Source organism: Vibrio scophthalmi (genome assembly GCF_040869025.1).
Lineage (GTDB): Bacteria > Pseudomonadota > Gammaproteobacteria > Enterobacterales > Vibrionaceae > Vibrio > Vibrio scophthalmi.
Genome location: NZ_CP134272.1, coordinates 986,641 through 1,004,481 on the forward strand (window position 1 = coordinate 986,641; position 17,841 = coordinate 1,004,481).

The window sequence follows — 17,841 nt, forward strand, 5'->3', positions numbered from 1 at the left end:
TACTAATCAGTGACGTGTAACGTGAATTTGATAAATAAGTAGCTCAAATATTGCTCGTTCAATCTATTTGTACTGGTGGTAAACGCTCAGCATAGAAATTCAGTAGAAAGGCATTTTCACACTACACTATAAGTGTTGTTTGCTGTTCCCGTTAGATCTTAGGGGTGTTTATCGCGGGACCAGTGGTTGGTTGCAATAATAAGGAGACACAATGTTAGGTGAAAATCATGCTCTTATCGCAGACTTTCCAGAGATGAAAGATACGATTGCTGCTTTAGTCGGAAATGATCCTTCCTTTGCTCAAGCGATGAAAGACTACAATGCGTTAGATAAGGAAATACGAGTTCTAGAACTTAACGGATCCCCCATTGGTGATGATGCGATGATGCAGTTGAAATATAATCGCGCAGAACTTAAAGATGCGCTCTACCAAAGGTTGAGCGGCAGTTAAGCGAAGCGGGTACCAATAAAGCACGACTGCGTTCTCGATAAAGTACTCCAGAAATCCGATATTGACTTATTAGTATCGGATTTACATCGTGTCTAAAATTCGTAGCAGTTGAAGCTGCCGTTATATTGGTGACCGACACTCCCAAAAATTGAGACGTCGGTTCCCTCTGTGTCGCGGTTGATGAGTTGTTGGTTTGATGAAATCAACACGCGCTTTTGTATGTTGAATTCACTTAGTTCATCAAAATATGTTTCATCTTGGTATAGTTAAAAATAAAGGCGCTCGATATGAGCGCCTTGTTTTATTTAGACAAGTGTAATTTTGTTAAACGTGGTGCTATTCCGTTTCTTTGTCTTTACTCAGTGACAGTAGCCAAACACAAATCGCTGCCACGACTGCAAAGCCTGAAAGGATAATAACTGGCATCGCACTGTATCCAAGAATATGCCATACAACCGATTCAAACGTACTCATAATCGCTCCTTATTGCCAGCCTTCAACGCCCTGCATGTCCGGTAATTTGTGCGCGATGCCTTTATGGCAGTCAACACATGTTTTATCGCCATTTGCTAGCGCAGTAGAGTGCTGTTTCGCACTACGAGAGCCTTGTTCAGAGAAATCCATATACTCAAATTCATGGCAGTTACGGCATTCTAATGAGTCGTTACCTTTCATTCTTGACCATTCACGCTCAGCAAGATGTGCACGACGCTCTTCAAATTTTTCAGGCGTGTCGATGGTTTTCAAAACATAGTGAGCAAAAAGCTCTTTTGATGCCTGAACTTTACGAACAATCTTATCTGACCATTCATGTGGAACGTGACAATCTGAACAGATAGCTCGTACACCAGAACGGTTTGAATAGTGAATCGTCTCTTTGATTTCTGCCACGATTGGCGCGTGACACCCAGAACAAAACTCTTCCGTGTTGGTCGCTTCCATTCCGGTGTTAAATGCGCCCCAGAATAGAAGGCCGCCAGCAAAACCCATGAATAGAACCACGCCAACCGCGGCTTTACTTGGGCTTTTTAGTCGCTTCCAAAACGCTTTCAATAATTTCATACATTAACCTCGTTAATTTTACGCAACAGTCTTATTTCAACGACTGAACGCGTTCGAAATCATTTCCAATCAGCGGTGTCGCTTCTGCTTGCGGTACATGGCACTGTAGGCAGAAATAACGGCGAGGAGACATATCGGCTAGTACGGCATCTTCTCGGTTCACGTAGTGTGTAACACTGATTTTGGTTGCGCCCATTTCTTTGGCATTTTTCCAACTGTGGCAGGCCAAACATTTGTTCGCATTCAGAGAGACTTCGTAATTACGAATGCTATGTGGGATCAGAGGTGGCTGATAGACAAAGCTGCTCTCTAGTGCTTGTTCTTTCGGGTATTTCTTAAAGTCATCAGCAGGGCGAGTGTCTTCTAATCGGGTACTACCACGAAGTGAATCAACACCACCAGTTCCGCCTGGATTATCCAGCTCAGCAAATACGTTGCCGCTGGCAATCATTGCAAAAGCAAATAGGGCAATCACTATTTTTTTCATTGTAACTTCTCCGCCTAAGGGCAATTTTTTATGTTGGCCGGCCGCAGCCCGCCAACAATGGATTAAACAACTTTGGTGATCTTAACCGGACATTTTTTGAAATCGGTCTGTTTAGACAGTGGGTCCGTTGCATCTAAGATCAGTTTGTTGATCAGTATTCGAGCATCAAAAAATGGTACGAATACAAGCCCTTGTGGTGGTCGATTACGGCCACGAGTTTCCACGCGAACACGAACTTCGCCACGTTTATTTGACAGTAAAACTTCTTCCCCACGGCGAACGTTGCGCGCTTTCGCGTCATCTGGGTGCATGTAACAAACGGCGTCAGGAACTGCCTTGTAGAGCTCAGGGACACGGCGAGTCATGGTGCCGGTATGCCAATGCTCAAGGACACGGCCGGTACATAACCACATATCGAACTCTTCATTTGGCACTTCCGGTGGCGCTTCATAGGGTGCAGAAATGATCCAAGCTTTGCCGTCTGGCTTGCCATAAAAGTCCCAATCAGAGCCAGCTTTAGCGTAAGGATCCGATCCTTCTTTAAAGCGCCAAAGAGTCTCTTTGCCATCAACGACAGGCCAACGTAGTCCGCGTACTTGATGATAAACATCGTATGGGGCAAGGTCATGTCCATGTCCGCGGCCAAACTGGGCGTATTCTTCGAACAGGCCCTTTTGTACGTAATAACCAAAGTGATGAGCGTCATCATTGAGTTCACGTGCTTCTTCAATCGGGAACTTGTCGACGGTTCCGTTTTTGTATAGGACGTCATACATGGTTTTACCGCGATGTTGCGGTGCTTTTGCTAGCGCTTCTTCAGTCCAGACTTCTTCAATTTTGAAACGCTTGGAGAATTCCATTAACTGCCATAAGTCAGATTTCGCTTCACCAACGGTTTCAACTTGTTGATACCATGCTTGAGTGCGTCGTTCGGCGTTACCATAAGCGCCTTCTTTTTCGATCCACATTGCCGTAGGCAAAATAAGGTCAGCGGCTTGTGCTGTTGCGGTCGGGTATGGGTCAGACACCACGATGAAGTTCTCAGGGTTGCGGTAACCCGGTAGACGTTCTTCATTGATATTCGGCCCAGCTTGCAGGTTGTTGTTACACATCACCCAGTAAGCGTTGAGCTTACCGTCATTAAGCATGCGATCTTGCAATACGGCGTGGAAGCCAGGTTTAGGTGGGATGACGCCATCAGGAATATTCCAAATGCCTTCTGCAATTTTACGGTGTTTCGGATTCGCGACCACCAAATCTGCTGGAAGGCGGTGAGCAAACGTACCCACTTCACGTGCGGTACCACAGGCAGACGGTTGACCAGTCAGTGAGAATGGGCTGTTACCCGGAGTGGAAATTTTACCGGTTAGTAGGTGAAGGTTGTACACCAAACTGTTCATCCACACACCACGAGTGTGTTGGTTCATGCCCATCGTCCACAGTGACATGACCTTGGTGTTAGGATCGGCATATTGCTTAGCAAGTTCAATCAGCTTCTCTGGTGCAATACCTGAAAGTTCAGCCGTATATTCAAGTGTATAAGGCGCAACGGATTTTTTGTATTCATCAAATGCGATTGAGGTCATTACGCCTGAGTTAGGGTTCTCAGCTTCCATTTGAATCGGATTGTCATCGCGAAGACCATAGCCAATATCGGTTGTCGCTTGTTTGAAGTGAGTATGCTTGTTAACAAAGTCCCAATTTACAGCGTCATTTTCGATGATGTAATTAGCGATGAAGTTGGCAACCGCGAGATCCGTTTGCGGTGTAAAGATATAACCATGATCAGCCAATTCGAAAGAACGATGATAGTAGGTTGATAGTACGTTAACTTTTACGTGTGGGTGGCTTAGGCGGCGGTCGGTAATACGAGTCCATAATACTGGGTGCATCTCTGCCATATTTGAACCCCACAGCACAAATGCGTCTGCATGTTCAAAGTCATCATAGCAGCCCATCGGTTCGTCTATACCGAATGAACGCATGAAGCCAACAACCGCTGAAGCCATGCAGTGGCGTGCATTTGGGTCAATGTTATTTGAACGAAAGCCTGCTTTCATAAGTTTTGATGCAGCGTAACCTTCCATTACGGTCCATTGACCAGAACCAAACATACCCACAGAGGTTGGTCCTTTGTCTTTTAAAGCCGATTTCCATTTTTCCGCCATGATATCGAAAGCATCATCCCAAGACACCGGCGCAAATTCACCGTTCTTATCGTATTTGCCATCAGTCATGCGAAGTAGAGGCTGGGTTAATCGATCATGACCATACATGATTTTCGAAAGGAAGTAGCCTTTGATACAGTTCAACCCCTTATTTACCGGAGCTTCTGGGTCACCTTGAGTTGCAACTACTTTACCTCCTTGGGTACCAACCAGTACCGAACAGCCAGTACCACAAAAACGACAAGGCGCTTTATCCCAGGTAATCTTAGTTTGGTCTGAGCTAGCAATCAGGTTCGTTGCAGAAGCAGGCAGTGTAATCCCCGCTACTGCCGCGGCTGATGCGGCTGCGTTTGCTTTTACAAACGCGCGTCGTGTCATTTTCATACTTCACCCTCTACTTGGGATTGTTGATTTCCAGTGTTTGGTTCTAATTCGGTGTGTTCGGTATAGATTTCTTCAGGTTCTATTTGGTGATAAACCATTACGGTATTTAGAACATGTGGCAAATTATTGATTACGTCGATAGTGTCGGTGATAAAGCCATGTGTCGCGGTTTCTAGTACGACGATCAGTTTTCCTTCTGGACTATCGCCATAAACTTCGGCACCATCGATGTCACTAATTTGTGCTGTAACCGTTTGAAGTTGTTCAGGTTGGCAATGAACAATTAAACTGGATATATGCACTTCATTTTTTGGCATGTTTTGCTCTCATAGTTGTCGTTGGTTTACGCGCCAACGTTGCTCACATTGATAGATGACGTAGGACATACGGCGACACAGGCACCACATCCTGAGCATTGCTCATGATTTATGCTGGGCTGAGCGACTTGCCCAACAGCATAGTTAAAGCGGATCGCCATGGGTTCGCAGATATCGGAACAAGCACGGCATTCAACATTTTGTTTTGCTAGGCACTGCGAACTGATTTCTGCTACTGCTTGCCAAGGTTCGCTCTGAGCAGGTTCAAAGAGAGTTTCAGGACAAGATTGCACACATTGATAGCAAAATGTGCACTCATCAATTGAGAAGTCGACACGAGGAAAACCACCATCACCTTTAATGATAATTTGAGTTTCACATGCTTTGACGCATTCTCCGCATTGACTACAAAGGTCAGTGAAGCGCTCGGGGGCCGTTAACCAAGGTAGTCTTACCGAAGTATCAGCAACCACGTTACGAGTGAAAAATCTTCGTCTCGAAAGGTCTACCATTCAGTTACAATCCATTACTGTTGAACGTAAATGGCTAAGTGCCATTAATATTTAGTCATTTATCGATATATAAATTGTAGTTTTTGACATATTTGTATAAATACCTCTTAGGAGGTAATTGAGGTGAGATATTGTTTTAGATCAATTAATTCAGTTAGATTTGATCACATATTGAACTAAACGCTATCTACCCATTAAGAGTAGTCCAAATTATTGGCCCCAAAATCGAGAGTCGACATTGTTTAAAACGGTTAAAAAATCGGTAACAGGCACGATAGCAAAGGCGATGACATTCATTGTGTTGCTGTCTGTGTGTACCATTGGTTATGCATTTATTTTGTTGGCATCAAGTCTTAATGATGCTGAAGCGGTCAATGTCGCAGGGTCAATGAGGATGCAAAGCTATCGACTAGCAAGTGATATTCAGTCTCAATCTAGTGACTATTCATCCCATATTTACTTATTTGAACATTCCATTTATTCACCATCTATGATGGCATTACAAAATTGGACGGTTCCTGAAGATATCACCCAAGATTACTATCAATTGATCATACGCTGGCACGAACTAAAAGCGCTGCTAAAGAGTGAAAAACGATCTGAATATTTGGTGTTAGTGCCGAATTTTGTATCACAAATTGATGCCTTCGTTTTCAAATTACAGAGTTTTTCTGAACGAAAATTACTCCAACTAGCGTGGGTTGGCGCAATTGGCATGGGGGGGATTTTGATCACCAGTGTCTTCGTGGTGCTATTTGTACGCCGTGAAATCGTTAACCCTCTACAAGCATTGGTACTTGCTAGTGAACAAGTTCAATCTCATTCGTTTGATGTCGATTTGAATGTCGTGAGCGACAATGAAATTGGCATCTTAACCCGTACCTTTAACAACACGGCAAAAGAGCTTGGTAAGCTTTACAATGGGTTAGAAAATGCGGTAAATGAAAAAACCCATAAGTTACAACATGCTAATCAATCTTTGTCGGTATTGTATAAATCGTCGAGCGAACTGACGGCGTCGCGCATCACCTTGGATAACTTCGCAGCAATATTAGAATATATAAAAAGTATTGAAGGGATCGATGCCGTACAACTTTCTATCTCATCGCGTGGCGAAAAACCGCTGGTACTCACTAAAGGCGATTACAACGCAGAGAATAGCGCTTCGCGCGAGTTAATCTTAGATGGACAAAACTTAGGTACGTTGCATTGGAATTGGCGTTTACCTTGTCCAGATCAAGCTCTTATTGATAATTTTGTTAGAATATTATCTCGTGCCGTTTATTATAACCAAGCTCAACGACAGTCAGAAAACCTATTGTTGCTAGAAGAAAGGGCTACCATTGCGCGTGAACTTCACGATTCACTTGCCCAATCTTTGTCTTACCTGAAGATTCAGGTTTCTTTACTAAAGCGACTAATGAAAAAACTGGCGGAGGATAAAGCGGCGGCGAGCGCCAATGGCGTGATTGCGGATTTGGATGGCGCGCTAAATGGTGCCTATACACAATTACGCGAGCTATTAACCACGTTTAGACTCTCAATCAAAGAAGGCAGCTTTGGTTCCGCTTTGACTGGTATGGTAGAACAACTAGCTGAACAAACCGATGCCGAGATTCGTTTGCTAAACGAATTGTCGTCAGCAGAACTCGATGCTCATGAACAAGTTCATCTACTACAGTTAATCAGGGAGGCGACCCTCAATGCGATTAAACACGCGAATGCGAGCCTTATTGAGATCTTCTGTATTGAAGAAGATGACTGTGTTGTGATGCGCGTAAAAGATAACGGAATTGGCATGAAGGGTGAAGGTATTACCGATGGTAAGCTGGATCACTATGGATTATCGATCATGCATGAACGAGCCAGTCGCTTAAATGGTCACTTAACGATCAATACAGCACTAGAGCTGGGTTGTGAAATTGAATTAAAATACCCAAGAACAAAGGATGAAAACTTTGACAACATGTAAGGTAATGCTGGTTGACGATCATCCACTGATGCGTCGCGGGTTAGGGCAGTTGCTCAGCTTTGAAGATGAATTTGAAATTATTGCGGAAGCAAGTTCTGGCGCAGAAGCTGTCGCGAAAAACCATGAAGTTGAACCTGATCTTATTTTGCTAGACCTCAATATGAAAGGTATGTCAGGACTCGATACGTTAAAAGCGTTACGAGCGGATAATTGCGATGCCAATATTGTGATCTTGACGGTCTCAGATAGTGCTTCAGATATTGATGCCATTGTTAAATCAGGTGCTGATGGTTATCTGTTAAAAGATACTGAGCCTGATGAGTTAATCGATCTGCTTAAACAAACGCTACAGGGTAACAAAGCGTATAGCCGTGAAGTAGCACAGTATCTAGCAGAGCGTTCTAGCCATAGTGATATCTTTGATGGTTTGACGGACCGAGAGTTGCAGATCCTGCAACAAGTGGCCAAAGGGTTACGCAACAAACAGATTGCGGATATTTTGTTTATCTCTGAATCGACCGTAAAAGTACATATGAAGAGTTTGTTGAAGAAACTCAGTGTGCCATCGCGCACTGCAGCAACAGTATTGTACCTTGAACGTTTCGGCGACATTAAATAAAACTGATTTACCTCGAATACCGGTTGGTTTTAAAAGAAGAAGGGCGCTCATTGAGCGCCCTTCTTTAATAGTAAATTACGATAGATTGTTTGGACTATGCGTAAACAGGAACCAAAACAAGTGTACCGACGATGACGGTCACTAGGCCGCAAAGTACCGGAACTGAGGTGCGTTTAACCACTTCGAATGGACTGATCTTACCCATGCCTGATGTCGCTACAATAACGCCAGAAACTGGAGAAATCGTACGGCCTAGGTTGGACGCTTGTAACATCGGAATGATTAAGAATGCAGGGTTTAGGCCCATCTTCGCAGCTAGTGCAGGTGCTAGTTCAACAAACGCATAGAACGGAGCATTACCAGAACCTGTCGCAATTGCTGCCGCCACCGTTAGACCCGTTAGGATAAGCATCAGTGCAACACCGCCTGCGCCCGCTGTTTCGGCCAGATGAAGTAGGTTATCAATGGCACCAATTGACATCAGACCCTGTGCAAATACGCCCGCAGCAACTAAGAGCATTACCACACCTTTAAAGGCATCAGCCATGCCTTCGTAGCAAGATTCAAGATCTTCCAGCGTTGCTTTGCCATCAAAGCGCTTAGTGATGTAATCGATCACTGCACCAACAAAGATTGACAGTACCACGATGGTGTAGATGTCCAACGATAGACCAGGAATTGTACGGCCATTAAATAAGAATACACCAATGATTGGCAGGAAAGGTAGGATAGAGTAGTAAGCTGGGGCTTTTACTTCTATCTCAGACACGTCAACGCGCTCCATTGGCGTATTGTCTTTTTTGTCTAGGTATTTATTCCAGAAGAATGCCGCCGCTGCCATGACCACGATAGCGCAGAATGACACTGGCAATACGGTTTGTACTGCGAATACATCTAACGTCATGCCCGATTTTTCTGCGGCGATAACAACATCACCAGAGGTTGGCGAGAGAATGATTGCTGCAGGTGATGCACACACTGCAACTGCTGCTGGGCGTGAGATGCCCATAGCTGTCATCATTGGGAATAGTGTTGCCATTAATAGAACACCAAGACCCGTTGCAGAGCTAACCGCTAGGGACATTAAGCACGCTACGATATAAGCCGCAACAAGTAATACGTAAGGAGACTTAATCACGGCCAATGGTTTAGAAAACTGTTTAACCACGACATTGTTTGCGCCAATGTGCGTCATATAAGAAGCGAAACCACACAATAGCATGATCTGCATACCTAAGCCGCCGCCACGGTTTTGTAGCATGAATTTCACGTACTCAAGTGCGTCGGTGAACATATTACCGGTTGAAGCAATTTTACTTGGTAGAATGCTATGGCCCAGAAAGCCAGTCATAAACATCAAAGCAAGACCAGCAGTAAGAAGAACGCCGGCAGGTTTATATCCTTTAACGATAAAATAGCCTACGGCTACGGTAACAACTAATCCGATTAGAAGCTCCAGCATGAAATACCTCGGTAGATAAGAAAAAATATGACAACGTGTGTCAAACTGTGTCAGTGAATCTACCGAAAACTTGACTGTAGCACGAGCGGTAAACGTACAACTCGTGATCTAAAACAATAAAAGGATTTTAATGAAAAATGCAGATTAATATTCTGTTTTACAGTGGTTAAATTAAGTTATTTAAGTATTAAAAATGTAAAAAGGAACTCGAAAGTTCCTTTTATGGTAATAATGAGGAGTTAACCTACCTCGGTAGCTTCAGTTGCCGTGAGTGGTTGGGGCGTGGCGAGAAAATAGCCTTGGAAAAAATCAACATCGAGAGCACGCATAGCTAAGTATTGCTCTTTAGTTTCAATACCTTCGACCACCACTTTCGCTTTAACTTTTTTTGCCAGCTCAATTCCACTTAACATTGGTGCGGTGATGCCTTGCATATAGTCGAGCAATAAAGACCGATCAATCTTGATGATACTGGGCTTAATCAACTCGACGCGATCGCGGTTAGAGGCGTGCATACCAAAGTCATCTATAGCAATTTTGTAACCATTAGCTTCAAGGATAGCCATGGCATTTTTTAAGCATTGTTCGTCCGGTGAATCGAGTTCAACCACTTCCATAACCACTTGGTTGGGCTGTAAATTGAGAGATTTTAGTCCTTCAGATAGTTGACCAACACGCATGTTTTCTAAAGCAAAAAATTCACCGTCAGAAGGGAGAACATTAAGGAACAAATTAAGGTGGCGATATTTTGAGTTAGAAAAATTACGAATGTGGATTGCACGGCTAAGTCGTTCGACATTGATCTTGTCTTCTAAACTGATTTCATTAGAGTGGAAAAAGAGGTCAGGTCTTACGTTTTTCTGCTGCTGATCCTCAATACGTACAAGGGCTTCGACGCCAATTGGATGATTTTTATGATCAAAGATAGGCTGATAAACGCTACGAAGATTTAGCCCTTTATAGGCGGCGACAAATTGTCTTTCTTCATTGAAAGAGACGCATTCGTGAAACTGATGTTGACTAGACAGAATCATTTTACGTTTAAGCCTTTAGTATCAAGTTATTCCGTATGCAATAGTGCAAGCTCGTGTGACATGATATTGACGCCGACATAATTTTGTCAACGAATAAAGTATTGTAACTAGCGTTTGCCCGTGACTAATGTCCACAAATTTGATGTTGGTTCTAAACTTATGTATCAATTAGGCATTTCGCTTATGTCATTAAATAGTTTATATGACATAGGTCGTTTAATCAGAAGCCTCTCACTAGACGGTTTTTCGTCTCATGAACCTTAGACTCAAGAATTGATTTTACATCCTTGATAACTTTACTTGAGTGAAAGTTATCACTGTTAGCGTATTAACCAATAGGGCGCTGAACGACTTAGGAACTCTGCTTGGAAAGGGTATTGTTGTGTACTGGGAAATGTGTGAATTAACTGAGCTGTATTACCGCATAAAGTTGCACGTACTTGCGCACCAACTGTTTATCGGTCGCGCGTTTCAAAGGATGGGTAAATTTAATGTAATACGGACTGATGCTAAAACACTCCTCTAAGGTCAAAGAGAGTTGCGAATCACTGGTATAAAGACTGACACCTTGGGATTTGTAATCATCAATGTCGTCAGGAATATGGCCTGTCCACCAATGGATAAGCTCGCGGCTCTGCTTACTTCGTGTGATCCAGTGATCCGTTAACAGTAGCAATAAATCATTAGGTTGTATCGCGTAATCGTATTCACTCTGCCAGTGGTGAATAGTTTTGAATAACTTACGTCTGCATGAGCTGCCAGCGCTGACTAAGTGTGACGTCAAAATCCATACGGTTCCGGCATCGGAAGAGACGCGAAAGTGGCTAGGCTGTTCTGTTGATGGGTAGCATTCTAGTGTTGCGTAGTTGCAATGGTGACCAAATTCAGTAAGGGTTCGTGCTAGGCGGCGTGAAAAGGCCAGTCCGAGATGATGTTCACTCATGCCACGGTTATGAATAGTGGGATAATGCTGTTCACATAGCGTCATACAGTCCGCTTGAAACTCATTAACGCTTTGAATGAGCACATCCAGTAACACAGTTATTCTCCCTGATAGACCTCAAATTTAGATAGTAAGGTTAACATGCAGGCGAAGCTTTTCGTTACACTAAATGGCTTTAAACGCCAGAATAAGAAGGGTTTATGTCTAAGATTGAATTTACATCACAACAAAAACAGAAGATGGCGATGCTTATCCAAGACTATCTTGCCGATGAGTTGGATATTGAAATAGGTCAGTTTGATGCGGAGTTTTTTGCGGATCATATTACCCAAAAGCTGGGGCCGGTCTTCTATAACAAAGGATTGTCGGATGCACAGAGTATTATGCACAACAAGATGCTTGATATCGCAGATGAAATTTATCAAATCGAGCAAGTGGATGAGATCAATTAATTTCTATCTTGATAACTTATAGAGATATTCAAAATATTTGAATGACTTCATCAATAGGCGTAGATGTTCTGTACTGAGGGATCCCCTCATAATTTCCCCAAAGCACAACCATGTTTGAATAGATTTTGAGCAAGCAGGGTTGCAGCCGCGAGCAAGTCTTCCCTCGTTATTGTGTAGCCAGAATGCCGCAAAACTTCCATCCCTAAGCGCACTGTTGAGAGTACATTTCGATTTTTGACAGTGTTAGCTTGGAAGTGCTTATCCCAACCTTGTTTCTGACCATGAACTCCAGCAAGCCAAAATGTCAGTTGAAGCATTAGGGCGATTAGCAGCATGATATCAAAGCGCTCTGAGCTGCTAGTTCGGCTATGACGGAGGCCTAAACCGTAGGCTGGGCTTTTCAAGTCTCGGAAGGTTTCTTCAATTTGCATACGCTTCGAGTAGAGCCTAACAAGTTGCTTTGGTGTTCGGATTTCAACGGGCAAGTTAGTCGCTAAAACCCATGGTTCTTTTGTCGAAGCGGAGTAGATTTTAGGTGACGGATGATGACAATTAGTCCGTGTCGAACGCTGATTTTTTCGGCCTTTAGGACGTGATTTATACAGTGCAATTTGACATGAAATTGGGTTGCTCTTAGTCAACCTCTTATAGCCTAAAGTCTTTGAGCGACTTGAGGATATGCTATGTAAGTTGCTGATAGGTTGCCAGTTTTCCGCACCTAAATCTGCATATTGCACTTTCCCTCTGACTCGACTTAACCAGTACCAACCTAGCTTTTCAACGGATTTATACCATGGCACTTTAAAGCCAGCATCACTGACAATGAGCGGTGTAGTGTTACTCGGTAGAATGCTTGCAAGGTCGGCTAGAAATTGGTCATGAGCCTTCTTTGAACATTGCTCTGAAAGCGGAAAGGCTTTCTCATAAAGAGTAATAGAACGACCATGTAGTGCCACCGAAGCCCGCAATACCATAAGCCGTTTTTGCTCACGAATATCAGACCAGTCAACAAGAACAATGGGCATCGAATTACCTGAACAGATAAAGCTGGCATGCCAACGGTATACAGCGAGTCGCTCTTTGTGCAAGTGACGATTACCTAACAATCTGTCGATTCGTTTGATGTTATGTTTTGTTCTGGCTTTCGTTGGCAGGTTACGACCAAGTTCGGTAAGAGTGAGCGTTTTACATTCAAGTAATGCGTGGCAAGCCAGCGTTAAACTGTTGAGTCGTTTTAAGTGCAATTCAGGGCAGAATTGGTAAAGAGAGTCGTGTAAAATATCGAGTTCGCACATCTTGTTGTCTGGTTATTGATTTTTCTCAGAACCATTTGATCACATGACAAGATGTGCATCTACCTTAAATTTATGATTTTTATCAAAATCATTAGGGGATTCCTCAGTGTTCTGTATAGATAAGTTGGGTAATACTGATCTCACAATATGATGAGTTTGAATTTAGCGAAGTAGGGACACAAATGAAAACCGAAGTAGAAAATTACAATCCAATCGCGAGATTAATACACTGGCTTTCAGCCATCGCTATTATTGGTTTGTTCGCAGCCGGTTTGTGGATGGTTGATCTTTCTTACTACAGTGAGTGGTATCGCACCGCACCACATTGGCACAAATCGATCGGTATTCTACTCTCAGGCTTAACCCTAATTCGTTTGGTTTGGAAAAGTGTTACCGTGTCACCCGGTATCGAAGGCAATACGTTAGAAAAATGGGCTGCGAAAATAGCGCATGGGCTGATGTATATTGTGCTTTTGATTCTTTTTACATCTGGTTATCTCATCTCTACAGCGGATGGTCGTGCTATCGATATTTTCGATTGGTTTGCCATTCCCGGCGCTGGTGCTTTATTTGAAGGGCAGGCAGATCTTGCCGGAGAGATTCACTTTTATGCCGCATGGACGTTGATCATACTGGCCGGCCTCCATGCCATGGCAGCACTCAAGCATCACTTTATCGACAAAGACAACACGCTACGCAAAATGATAGGAGCTTCAAAATGAACAAGACGTTACTTGCTACAGGACTAGCGATGGCAATGGTTATGCCGTTGAGTGCCAGCGCAGCGGATTATGTGATTGATACCAAGGGCGCGCATGCGTCGATTAACTTTAAAGTAAGTCATTTAGGTTACAGCTATATCCAAGGCCGATTTAATACTTTTGACGGGAATTTTTCTTATGATCCCAATGACATTTCAGCATCATCCATTACGGTCAATGTGGATACCAAAAGCCTAGATTCTAACCATGCTGAGCGTGACAAACATATTCGTAGTGCCGATTTTATTGATGCGAGTAAATACTCAACGGCAACATTTAATAGTACGCAGGTTGTCGATAAAGGCGATGGTACGTTTGAGCTGCTGGGCGACCTTAATCTGCACGGCGTCACCAAGCCTATCGTGATTCAAGCGCAGGTGATTGGTCAAGGTCAGGACCCTTGGGGTGGGGAACGTGTTGGATTCTTTGGCACCACTCGTCTAGAGCTTGCTGATTACAAAATTCCAGTCATGGGAGCGTCAAGTTATGTGGATATGGAGCTGCATGTGGAAGGCATCAAGCAGTAGGACACTTCTATAAATACCGTTTTATCGATATGAAAAAAGCGCCTCGATGATGAGGCGCTTTTGTATATTGGACAACCAACGATGTCGTTAAGCCGTTTGTTTGTGATCTTCAACCACCTCAGTTGGTTTACCAAACACATCACGCATTGCGTTTAGCACTTCTAAGCGGCTCACAACACCAACCATATGACCGTTTTCTAATACTGGTAATACATGTGGTTTGCTCACTTTCATGCTCTTAGCGCGCTCTTCAACCGATAGAGTGCTAAAGCGAGTTGCGATACCCATGCTTGTGGTTGGGTAAAGTTGCTCTTTATCGATGCAAAGGAATTCCGCTACATCTACCAGTTTGTCATTTACATCGATTGCCACTACATCACGAGCCATTAGATCCACCACCTTTTGACCTTGAGTTGGGATGTAGTTTTGGCACCATAATTCAACCATCACGTCATGGGCAGAGAAGAAACCAACAAGACGACCTTCGATATCAGTTACTGGCGCACTTACTTCGTGATGTGCTAGTAGGTGATCAATAGCCATTGGCGTGGTCATCTCAGCGCTTAGAGTGATTGGTTGCGTGTTCATGATATCTTTGATGATGATGTTATTTTTCATAGTGCTTTCCTTAACTGACGTAATATTTGTGGTGGTGGTAATGGTTGCGATGTTGGCTGCTTTTAACTGTGGACGGCGGTAGATACACCAGTTCGCCAATCCAACAAGTACGGCACCACCAACAATGTTGCCAAGGGTTACAGGGATTAAGTTGGCAGTAACAAACTGCATGACATTTAAGTCGGCATATTGTGCTGCTGTTGTTCCAGTCATTTGCCAGAAGCTTTCTGGCGCAAAGTTTTGAATCACAATACCAAGTGGCACCATAAACATGTTTGCAACACAGTGCTCAAAACCACTTGAGACAAACATAGCTACAGGCATGATGGTCATCGCCGCTTTGGTCATTGCATTGGCACTACTAAACGTTAGCCAGATTGCAAGACACACAAGAAGGTTACAAAGAATGCCTAGGGCAAAGGCTTGAACCATAGTGTGGTGCAGCTTGTGTTGCGCGATGTTTAGCGCGTTCAAACCCCATTGGCCGCCATCCATTTGATATAAGCCCGCAGCAGAAACGATAACAAGCAGCAGCATTGCGCCAATAAAGTTACCGAAGTAGACTTTTCCCCAAGTTGAAATCATCTTGCCAAAGGTGATTTGTTTATTTGCCCACGCAATACTGGTCAGTACTGAACTGGTAAACAACTCGCCACCGCAGATAACAATCAGAATCAAGCCCATACTGAATGCAAGTCCGCCAGCAAATCGGCTAAGTCCCCATCCAGCATCTGCACTACCGGTTGTAACAGTGATATAAAAGAGAAACGCTAAACCGATAAATGCCCCAGCCATTACCGCTAGGCTTAAAGTCATACCGCTACTTTTTTTTGCTTTACTTAACGCAAATTTCTCAGCCTCAGCCATCATCTCCATGGGAGAGAAGTATTGATTGTTGGCTTGACTAGATGACATAACCGCTCCTAATCGTATGTTTCATAAATAACCTCCTTATGTGGAAAACAAAGGGCTCTCGCCTCGTTGCCAATTCAGATTAGGGGGTTTGAAGACACAGGTAAAATTGATAATGTTGAGTAACTTCATCAAATAATTTGATATGTTTTTAGAAGGCGTTAAAATGAGCGAATGTGCCTATCTGTGCACATGGCAAAAAGGAAAAATCAAACACTTAACGTAATAACGAAAAGGAGAGTTATGCGTTATTCACTAAAGCAACTCGCGGTATTTGATGCAGTCGCCGATACCGGTAGTGTGAGTATGGCAGCAGATAAATTGGCGTTGACACAGTCAGCCACCAGTATGTCGCTTGCCCAGCTTGAGAAAATGTTAGGAAGACCCTTGTTTGAAAGACAAGGAAAGCAAATGGCTCTAACCCACTGGGGGACATGGTTAAGGCCGAAAGCAAAGCGTTTGTTACAAGATGCACAGCAGATATCAATGGGGTTCATTGAGCAGCATTTACTTAGCGGAGAGCTGCGTATCGGTGCAAGTCAAACCCCCGCAGAGCACTTAGTTCCAGACCTTATCAGTAACATTGATAATGACTTTCCAGAAATGCGTATGTCTTTGAAAGTGCGCAGTACCGATAGTATTTTGGAAGGTTTACTTGATTACAAATACGACATTGGGATCATTGAAGGCCGCTGTGATGACAACCGTTTACACCAAGAAGTTTGGTGTCGAGATCATTTAACAGTCGTGGCGGCTGCGCATCATCCTTTTGCTAAGTCAGATCGTGTTAGTTTAGCCCAATTAGAGCAAGCAAAATGGGTATTGCGTGAACACGGTTCTGGTACTCGCATGATTTTTGATAGCTCTATTCATCATTTGATTGAAGATCTTGATGTATGGCGTGAATACGAACACGTACCCGTGCTGCGTAGCATGGTGGCGAATGGACTGTACTTAACTTGTTTGCCTTATTTAGATGTTGAACAGCACATTGCTGCGGGTAAATTAGTCGCCCTTAATGTGCCCGAATTAAGTATGGAAAGAACGCTCTCGTTTGTTTGGCGAGCAGATATGGTTGAAAACCCGCTCGTTGAATGCTTAAAACGTGAGGGTTCGCGAATGATGAAAGGTAAGCCTTCCGTCTTTTAACTTGCCTATTAAACCCAATCTAAGCACAACAATGTGACTTTAAAGCCCAAGCAGGCTCACCTCTTGGGCTTTTTTAATGCACGGATTCTGTTGAAGTAACGATTGCGTCACTCTTTTGTGTAACGCATTGCTATTTGTTGCCTCGATGCGTGATCGAGATCGATTAATTGTGCGAGCGAACTAAGTAGTATGCTTCACTTGTTACAAAGATGAAGAGTTTTATTATGAGTACATTGGTTGCCATCTCAATAACGACCGCAATTCTTTCGGGGGTTTGGGGCTGGGTTGCAGTGAGTTTTGGCCTACTCGCATGGGCAGGATTTTTGGGCTGCACAAGTTTTTTTGCTGCACCTCAAGAAGGTGTAAAAGGATTATTGATAAGCCTTATCACTAATTTAACCGGTGTATTCTGGGCGATGGTGATCATCGCAGGTTCTCAATATGTGTCATTAGAAATTGCCGGTTATATGCTGACGGGACTGATTACGTTATTTATGTGCCTGCAAGCGAAACAATCGTGGTTGGCCTATATTCCGGGTACGTTTATCGGATCATGTACAACCTTTGCTGCCAATGGGGATTGGCAACTAGTAATACCGTCATTGTTGCTTGGCGGCCTGTTTGGTTACACCATGAAATGGAGTGGGATGTGGTTACAAGCTAAATCACAACCTGGTAAGGCTAATGCAACGCTCACTAGTCGGGCGAATTGATAA

Annotated in this window: 19 protein-coding genes; 8 read left to right on the forward strand and 11 right to left on the reverse strand. The window is 43.6% G+C overall.

The features are described 5' to 3' along the window. The first annotated feature begins 211 nt into the window (after positions 1-211). Positions 212-451: a YdcH family protein gene (locus RJD38_RS19390; RefSeq protein ID WP_065546233.1), complete on the forward strand. Its 240-nt coding sequence runs from the start codon at positions 212-214 to the stop codon at positions 449-451. A gap of 336 nt (positions 452-787) precedes the next feature. Here the strand turns inward: RJD38_RS19390 and RJD38_RS19395 are convergent, their stop codons facing one another. The 6 genes from RJD38_RS19395 to napF form a co-directional block, all read right to left on the reverse strand. Next, complete coding sequence (locus tag RJD38_RS19395; RefSeq protein WP_065546234.1) at positions 788-925, reverse strand: TIGR02808 family protein; 138 nt, start codon at positions 923-925, stop codon at positions 788-790. 9 nt (positions 926-934) lie between these two features. Then, complete coding sequence (locus tag RJD38_RS19400) at positions 935-1,513, reverse strand: NapC/NirT family cytochrome c (protein ID WP_005592945.1); 579 nt, start codon at positions 1,511-1,513, stop codon at positions 935-937. 31 nt (positions 1,514-1,544) lie between these two features. After that, positions 1,545-2,000, reverse strand: coding sequence for a nitrate reductase cytochrome c-type subunit (locus RJD38_RS19405; protein ID WP_005592946.1), 456 nt, complete (start codon positions 1,998-2,000; stop codon positions 1,545-1,547). 62 nt (positions 2,001-2,062) lie between these two features. Further along, entirely contained in the window at positions 2,063-4,552 is a 2,490-nt protein-coding gene (gene napA / locus RJD38_RS19410; protein WP_065546235.1) for a periplasmic nitrate reductase subunit alpha, read from the reverse strand. Beyond that, on the reverse strand, positions 4,549-4,869 hold the full coding sequence (locus RJD38_RS19415) for a chaperone NapD (RefSeq protein ID WP_005592948.1): 321 nt from the start codon (positions 4,867-4,869) through the stop codon (positions 4,549-4,551). The genes napA and RJD38_RS19415 overlap by 4 nt, the downstream gene beginning before the upstream one ends. 26 nt (positions 4,870-4,895) lie before the next feature. Beyond that, a complete protein-coding gene (gene napF, locus RJD38_RS19420) occupies positions 4,896-5,381 on the reverse strand; it encodes a ferredoxin-type protein NapF (RefSeq protein WP_065546236.1) in 486 nt (161 codons plus the stop codon). Positions 5,382-5,619: 238 nt separating this feature from the next. On the opposite strand from napF, the gene narQ reads away from it, so the two are divergent. Continuing rightward, a complete protein-coding gene (gene narQ, locus RJD38_RS19425) occupies positions 5,620-7,353 on the forward strand; it encodes a nitrate/nitrite two-component system sensor histidine kinase NarQ (RefSeq protein ID WP_005592950.1) in 1,734 nt (577 codons plus the stop codon). Continuing rightward, a complete protein-coding gene (locus RJD38_RS19430; RefSeq protein ID WP_174269630.1) occupies positions 7,340-7,972 on the forward strand; it encodes a response regulator in 633 nt (210 codons plus the stop codon). The genes narQ and RJD38_RS19430 overlap by 14 nt, the downstream gene beginning before the upstream one ends. Positions 7,973-8,066: 94 nt before the next feature. On the opposite strand, the gene dcuC is transcribed toward RJD38_RS19430, so the two are convergent. From dcuC to RJD38_RS19445, 3 genes are all read right to left on the reverse strand, one after another. Beyond that, positions 8,067-9,434: an anaerobic C4-dicarboxylate transporter DcuC gene (gene dcuC, locus RJD38_RS19435; protein WP_005592953.1), complete on the reverse strand. Its 1,368-nt coding sequence runs from the start codon at positions 9,432-9,434 to the stop codon at positions 8,067-8,069. 239 nt (positions 9,435-9,673) lie between these two features. Beyond that, positions 9,674-10,468, reverse strand: a complete 795-nt coding sequence (locus RJD38_RS19440) for an EAL domain-containing protein (protein ID WP_065546237.1) — start codon at positions 10,466-10,468, stop codon at positions 9,674-9,676. A 403-nt stretch (positions 10,469-10,871) separates the two neighbouring features. Continuing rightward, the gene (locus tag RJD38_RS19445; RefSeq protein WP_065546238.1) at positions 10,872-11,507 is read right to left on the reverse strand and encodes a hypothetical protein; all 636 of its coding nucleotides are present in this window, start codon (positions 11,505-11,507) and stop codon (positions 10,872-10,874) included. A gap of 104 nt (positions 11,508-11,611) precedes the next feature. On the opposite strand from RJD38_RS19445, the gene RJD38_RS19450 reads away from it, so the two are divergent. After that, positions 11,612-11,863 carry a DUF2164 domain-containing protein gene (locus RJD38_RS19450; protein WP_065546239.1) on the forward strand — a complete coding sequence of 84 codons (252 nt, stop codon included), beginning with the start codon at positions 11,612-11,614 and terminating at the stop codon, positions 11,861-11,863. 86 nt (positions 11,864-11,949) lie between these two features. Here the strand turns inward: RJD38_RS19450 and RJD38_RS19455 are convergent, their stop codons facing one another. Further along, a complete protein-coding gene (locus RJD38_RS19455) occupies positions 11,950-13,158 on the reverse strand; it encodes an IS4 family transposase (RefSeq protein ID WP_032073033.1) in 1,209 nt (402 codons plus the stop codon). Positions 13,159-13,340: 182 nt separating this feature from the next. Here RJD38_RS19455 and RJD38_RS19460 point away from each other — a divergent pair, with 182 nt between their 5' ends. Both RJD38_RS19460 and RJD38_RS19465 read left to right on the forward strand, forming a co-directional pair. Next, positions 13,341-13,880, forward strand: a complete 540-nt coding sequence (locus tag RJD38_RS19460; protein WP_065546240.1) for a cytochrome b — start codon at positions 13,341-13,343, stop codon at positions 13,878-13,880. Then, positions 13,877-14,446 (forward strand): YceI family protein, encoded by a 570-nt coding sequence (locus RJD38_RS19465; protein WP_065546241.1) that lies wholly within the window; start codon positions 13,877-13,879, stop codon positions 14,444-14,446. Before RJD38_RS19460 ends, RJD38_RS19465 begins: the two co-directional genes overlap by 4 nt. 87 nt (positions 14,447-14,533) lie before the next feature. Here the strand turns inward: RJD38_RS19465 and focA are convergent, their stop codons facing one another. Beyond that, positions 14,534-15,979, reverse strand: coding sequence for a formate transporter FocA (gene focA, locus RJD38_RS19470; RefSeq protein ID WP_065546242.1), 1,446 nt, complete (start codon positions 15,977-15,979; stop codon positions 14,534-14,536). A 240-nt stretch (positions 15,980-16,219) separates the two neighbouring features. On the opposite strand from focA, the gene RJD38_RS19475 reads away from it, so the two are divergent. Both RJD38_RS19475 and RJD38_RS19480 read left to right on the forward strand, forming a co-directional pair. Next, on the forward strand, positions 16,220-17,125 hold the full coding sequence (locus RJD38_RS19475) for a LysR substrate-binding domain-containing protein (protein WP_065546243.1): 906 nt from the start codon (positions 16,220-16,222) through the stop codon (positions 17,123-17,125). Between the two features lie 224 nt (positions 17,126-17,349). Next, a complete protein-coding gene (locus RJD38_RS19480; RefSeq protein WP_065546244.1) occupies positions 17,350-17,838 on the forward strand; it encodes a DUF1097 domain-containing protein in 489 nt (162 codons plus the stop codon). Positions 17,839-17,841: the final 3 nt, after the last annotated feature.

Bases quoted from the DNA above. Each gene is read 5' to 3' on its own strand.
- napA (WP_065546235.1), bottom strand. From the start codon at position 4,552: ATGAAAATGACACGACGCGCGTTTGTAAAAGCAAACGCAGCCGCATCA.
- napF (WP_065546236.1), bottom strand. From the start codon at position 5,381: ATGGTAGACCTTTCGAGACGAAGATTTTTCACTCGTAACGTGGTTGCT.
- RJD38_RS19465 (WP_065546241.1), top strand. From the start codon at position 13,877: ATGAACAAGACGTTACTTGCTACAGGACTAGCGATGGCAATGGTTATG.
- RJD38_RS19440 (WP_065546237.1), bottom strand. From the start codon at position 10,468: ATGATTCTGTCTAGTCAACATCAGTTTCACGAATGCGTCTCTTTCAAT.
- RJD38_RS19455 (WP_032073033.1), bottom strand. From the start codon at position 13,158: ATGTGCGAACTCGATATTTTACACGACTCTCTTTACCAATTCTGCCCT.
- RJD38_RS19480 (WP_065546244.1), top strand. From the start codon at position 17,350: ATGAGTACATTGGTTGCCATCTCAATAACGACCGCAATTCTTTCGGGG.
- RJD38_RS19400 (WP_005592945.1), bottom strand. From the start codon at position 1,513: ATGAAATTATTGAAAGCGTTTTGGAAGCGACTAAAAAGCCCAAGTAAA.
- focA (WP_065546242.1), bottom strand. From the start codon at position 15,979: ATGTCATCTAGTCAAGCCAACAATCAATACTTCTCTCCCATGGAGATG.
- RJD38_RS19390 (WP_065546233.1), top strand. From the start codon at position 212: ATGTTAGGTGAAAATCATGCTCTTATCGCAGACTTTCCAGAGATGAAA.
- RJD38_RS19460 (WP_065546240.1), top strand. From the start codon at position 13,341: ATGAAAACCGAAGTAGAAAATTACAATCCAATCGCGAGATTAATACAC.
- RJD38_RS19450 (WP_065546239.1), top strand. From the start codon at position 11,612: ATGTCTAAGATTGAATTTACATCACAACAAAAACAGAAGATGGCGATG.
- RJD38_RS19415 (WP_005592948.1), bottom strand. From the start codon at position 4,869: ATGCCAAAAAATGAAGTGCATATATCCAGTTTAATTGTTCATTGCCAA.
- RJD38_RS19405 (WP_005592946.1), bottom strand. From the start codon at position 2,000: ATGAAAAAAATAGTGATTGCCCTATTTGCTTTTGCAATGATTGCCAGC.
- RJD38_RS19475 (WP_065546243.1), top strand. From the start codon at position 16,220: ATGCGTTATTCACTAAAGCAACTCGCGGTATTTGATGCAGTCGCCGAT.
- dcuC (WP_005592953.1), bottom strand. From the start codon at position 9,434: ATGCTGGAGCTTCTAATCGGATTAGTTGTTACCGTAGCCGTAGGCTAT.
- RJD38_RS19395 (WP_065546234.1), bottom strand. From the start codon at position 925: ATGAGTACGTTTGAATCGGTTGTATGGCATATTCTTGGATACAGTGCG.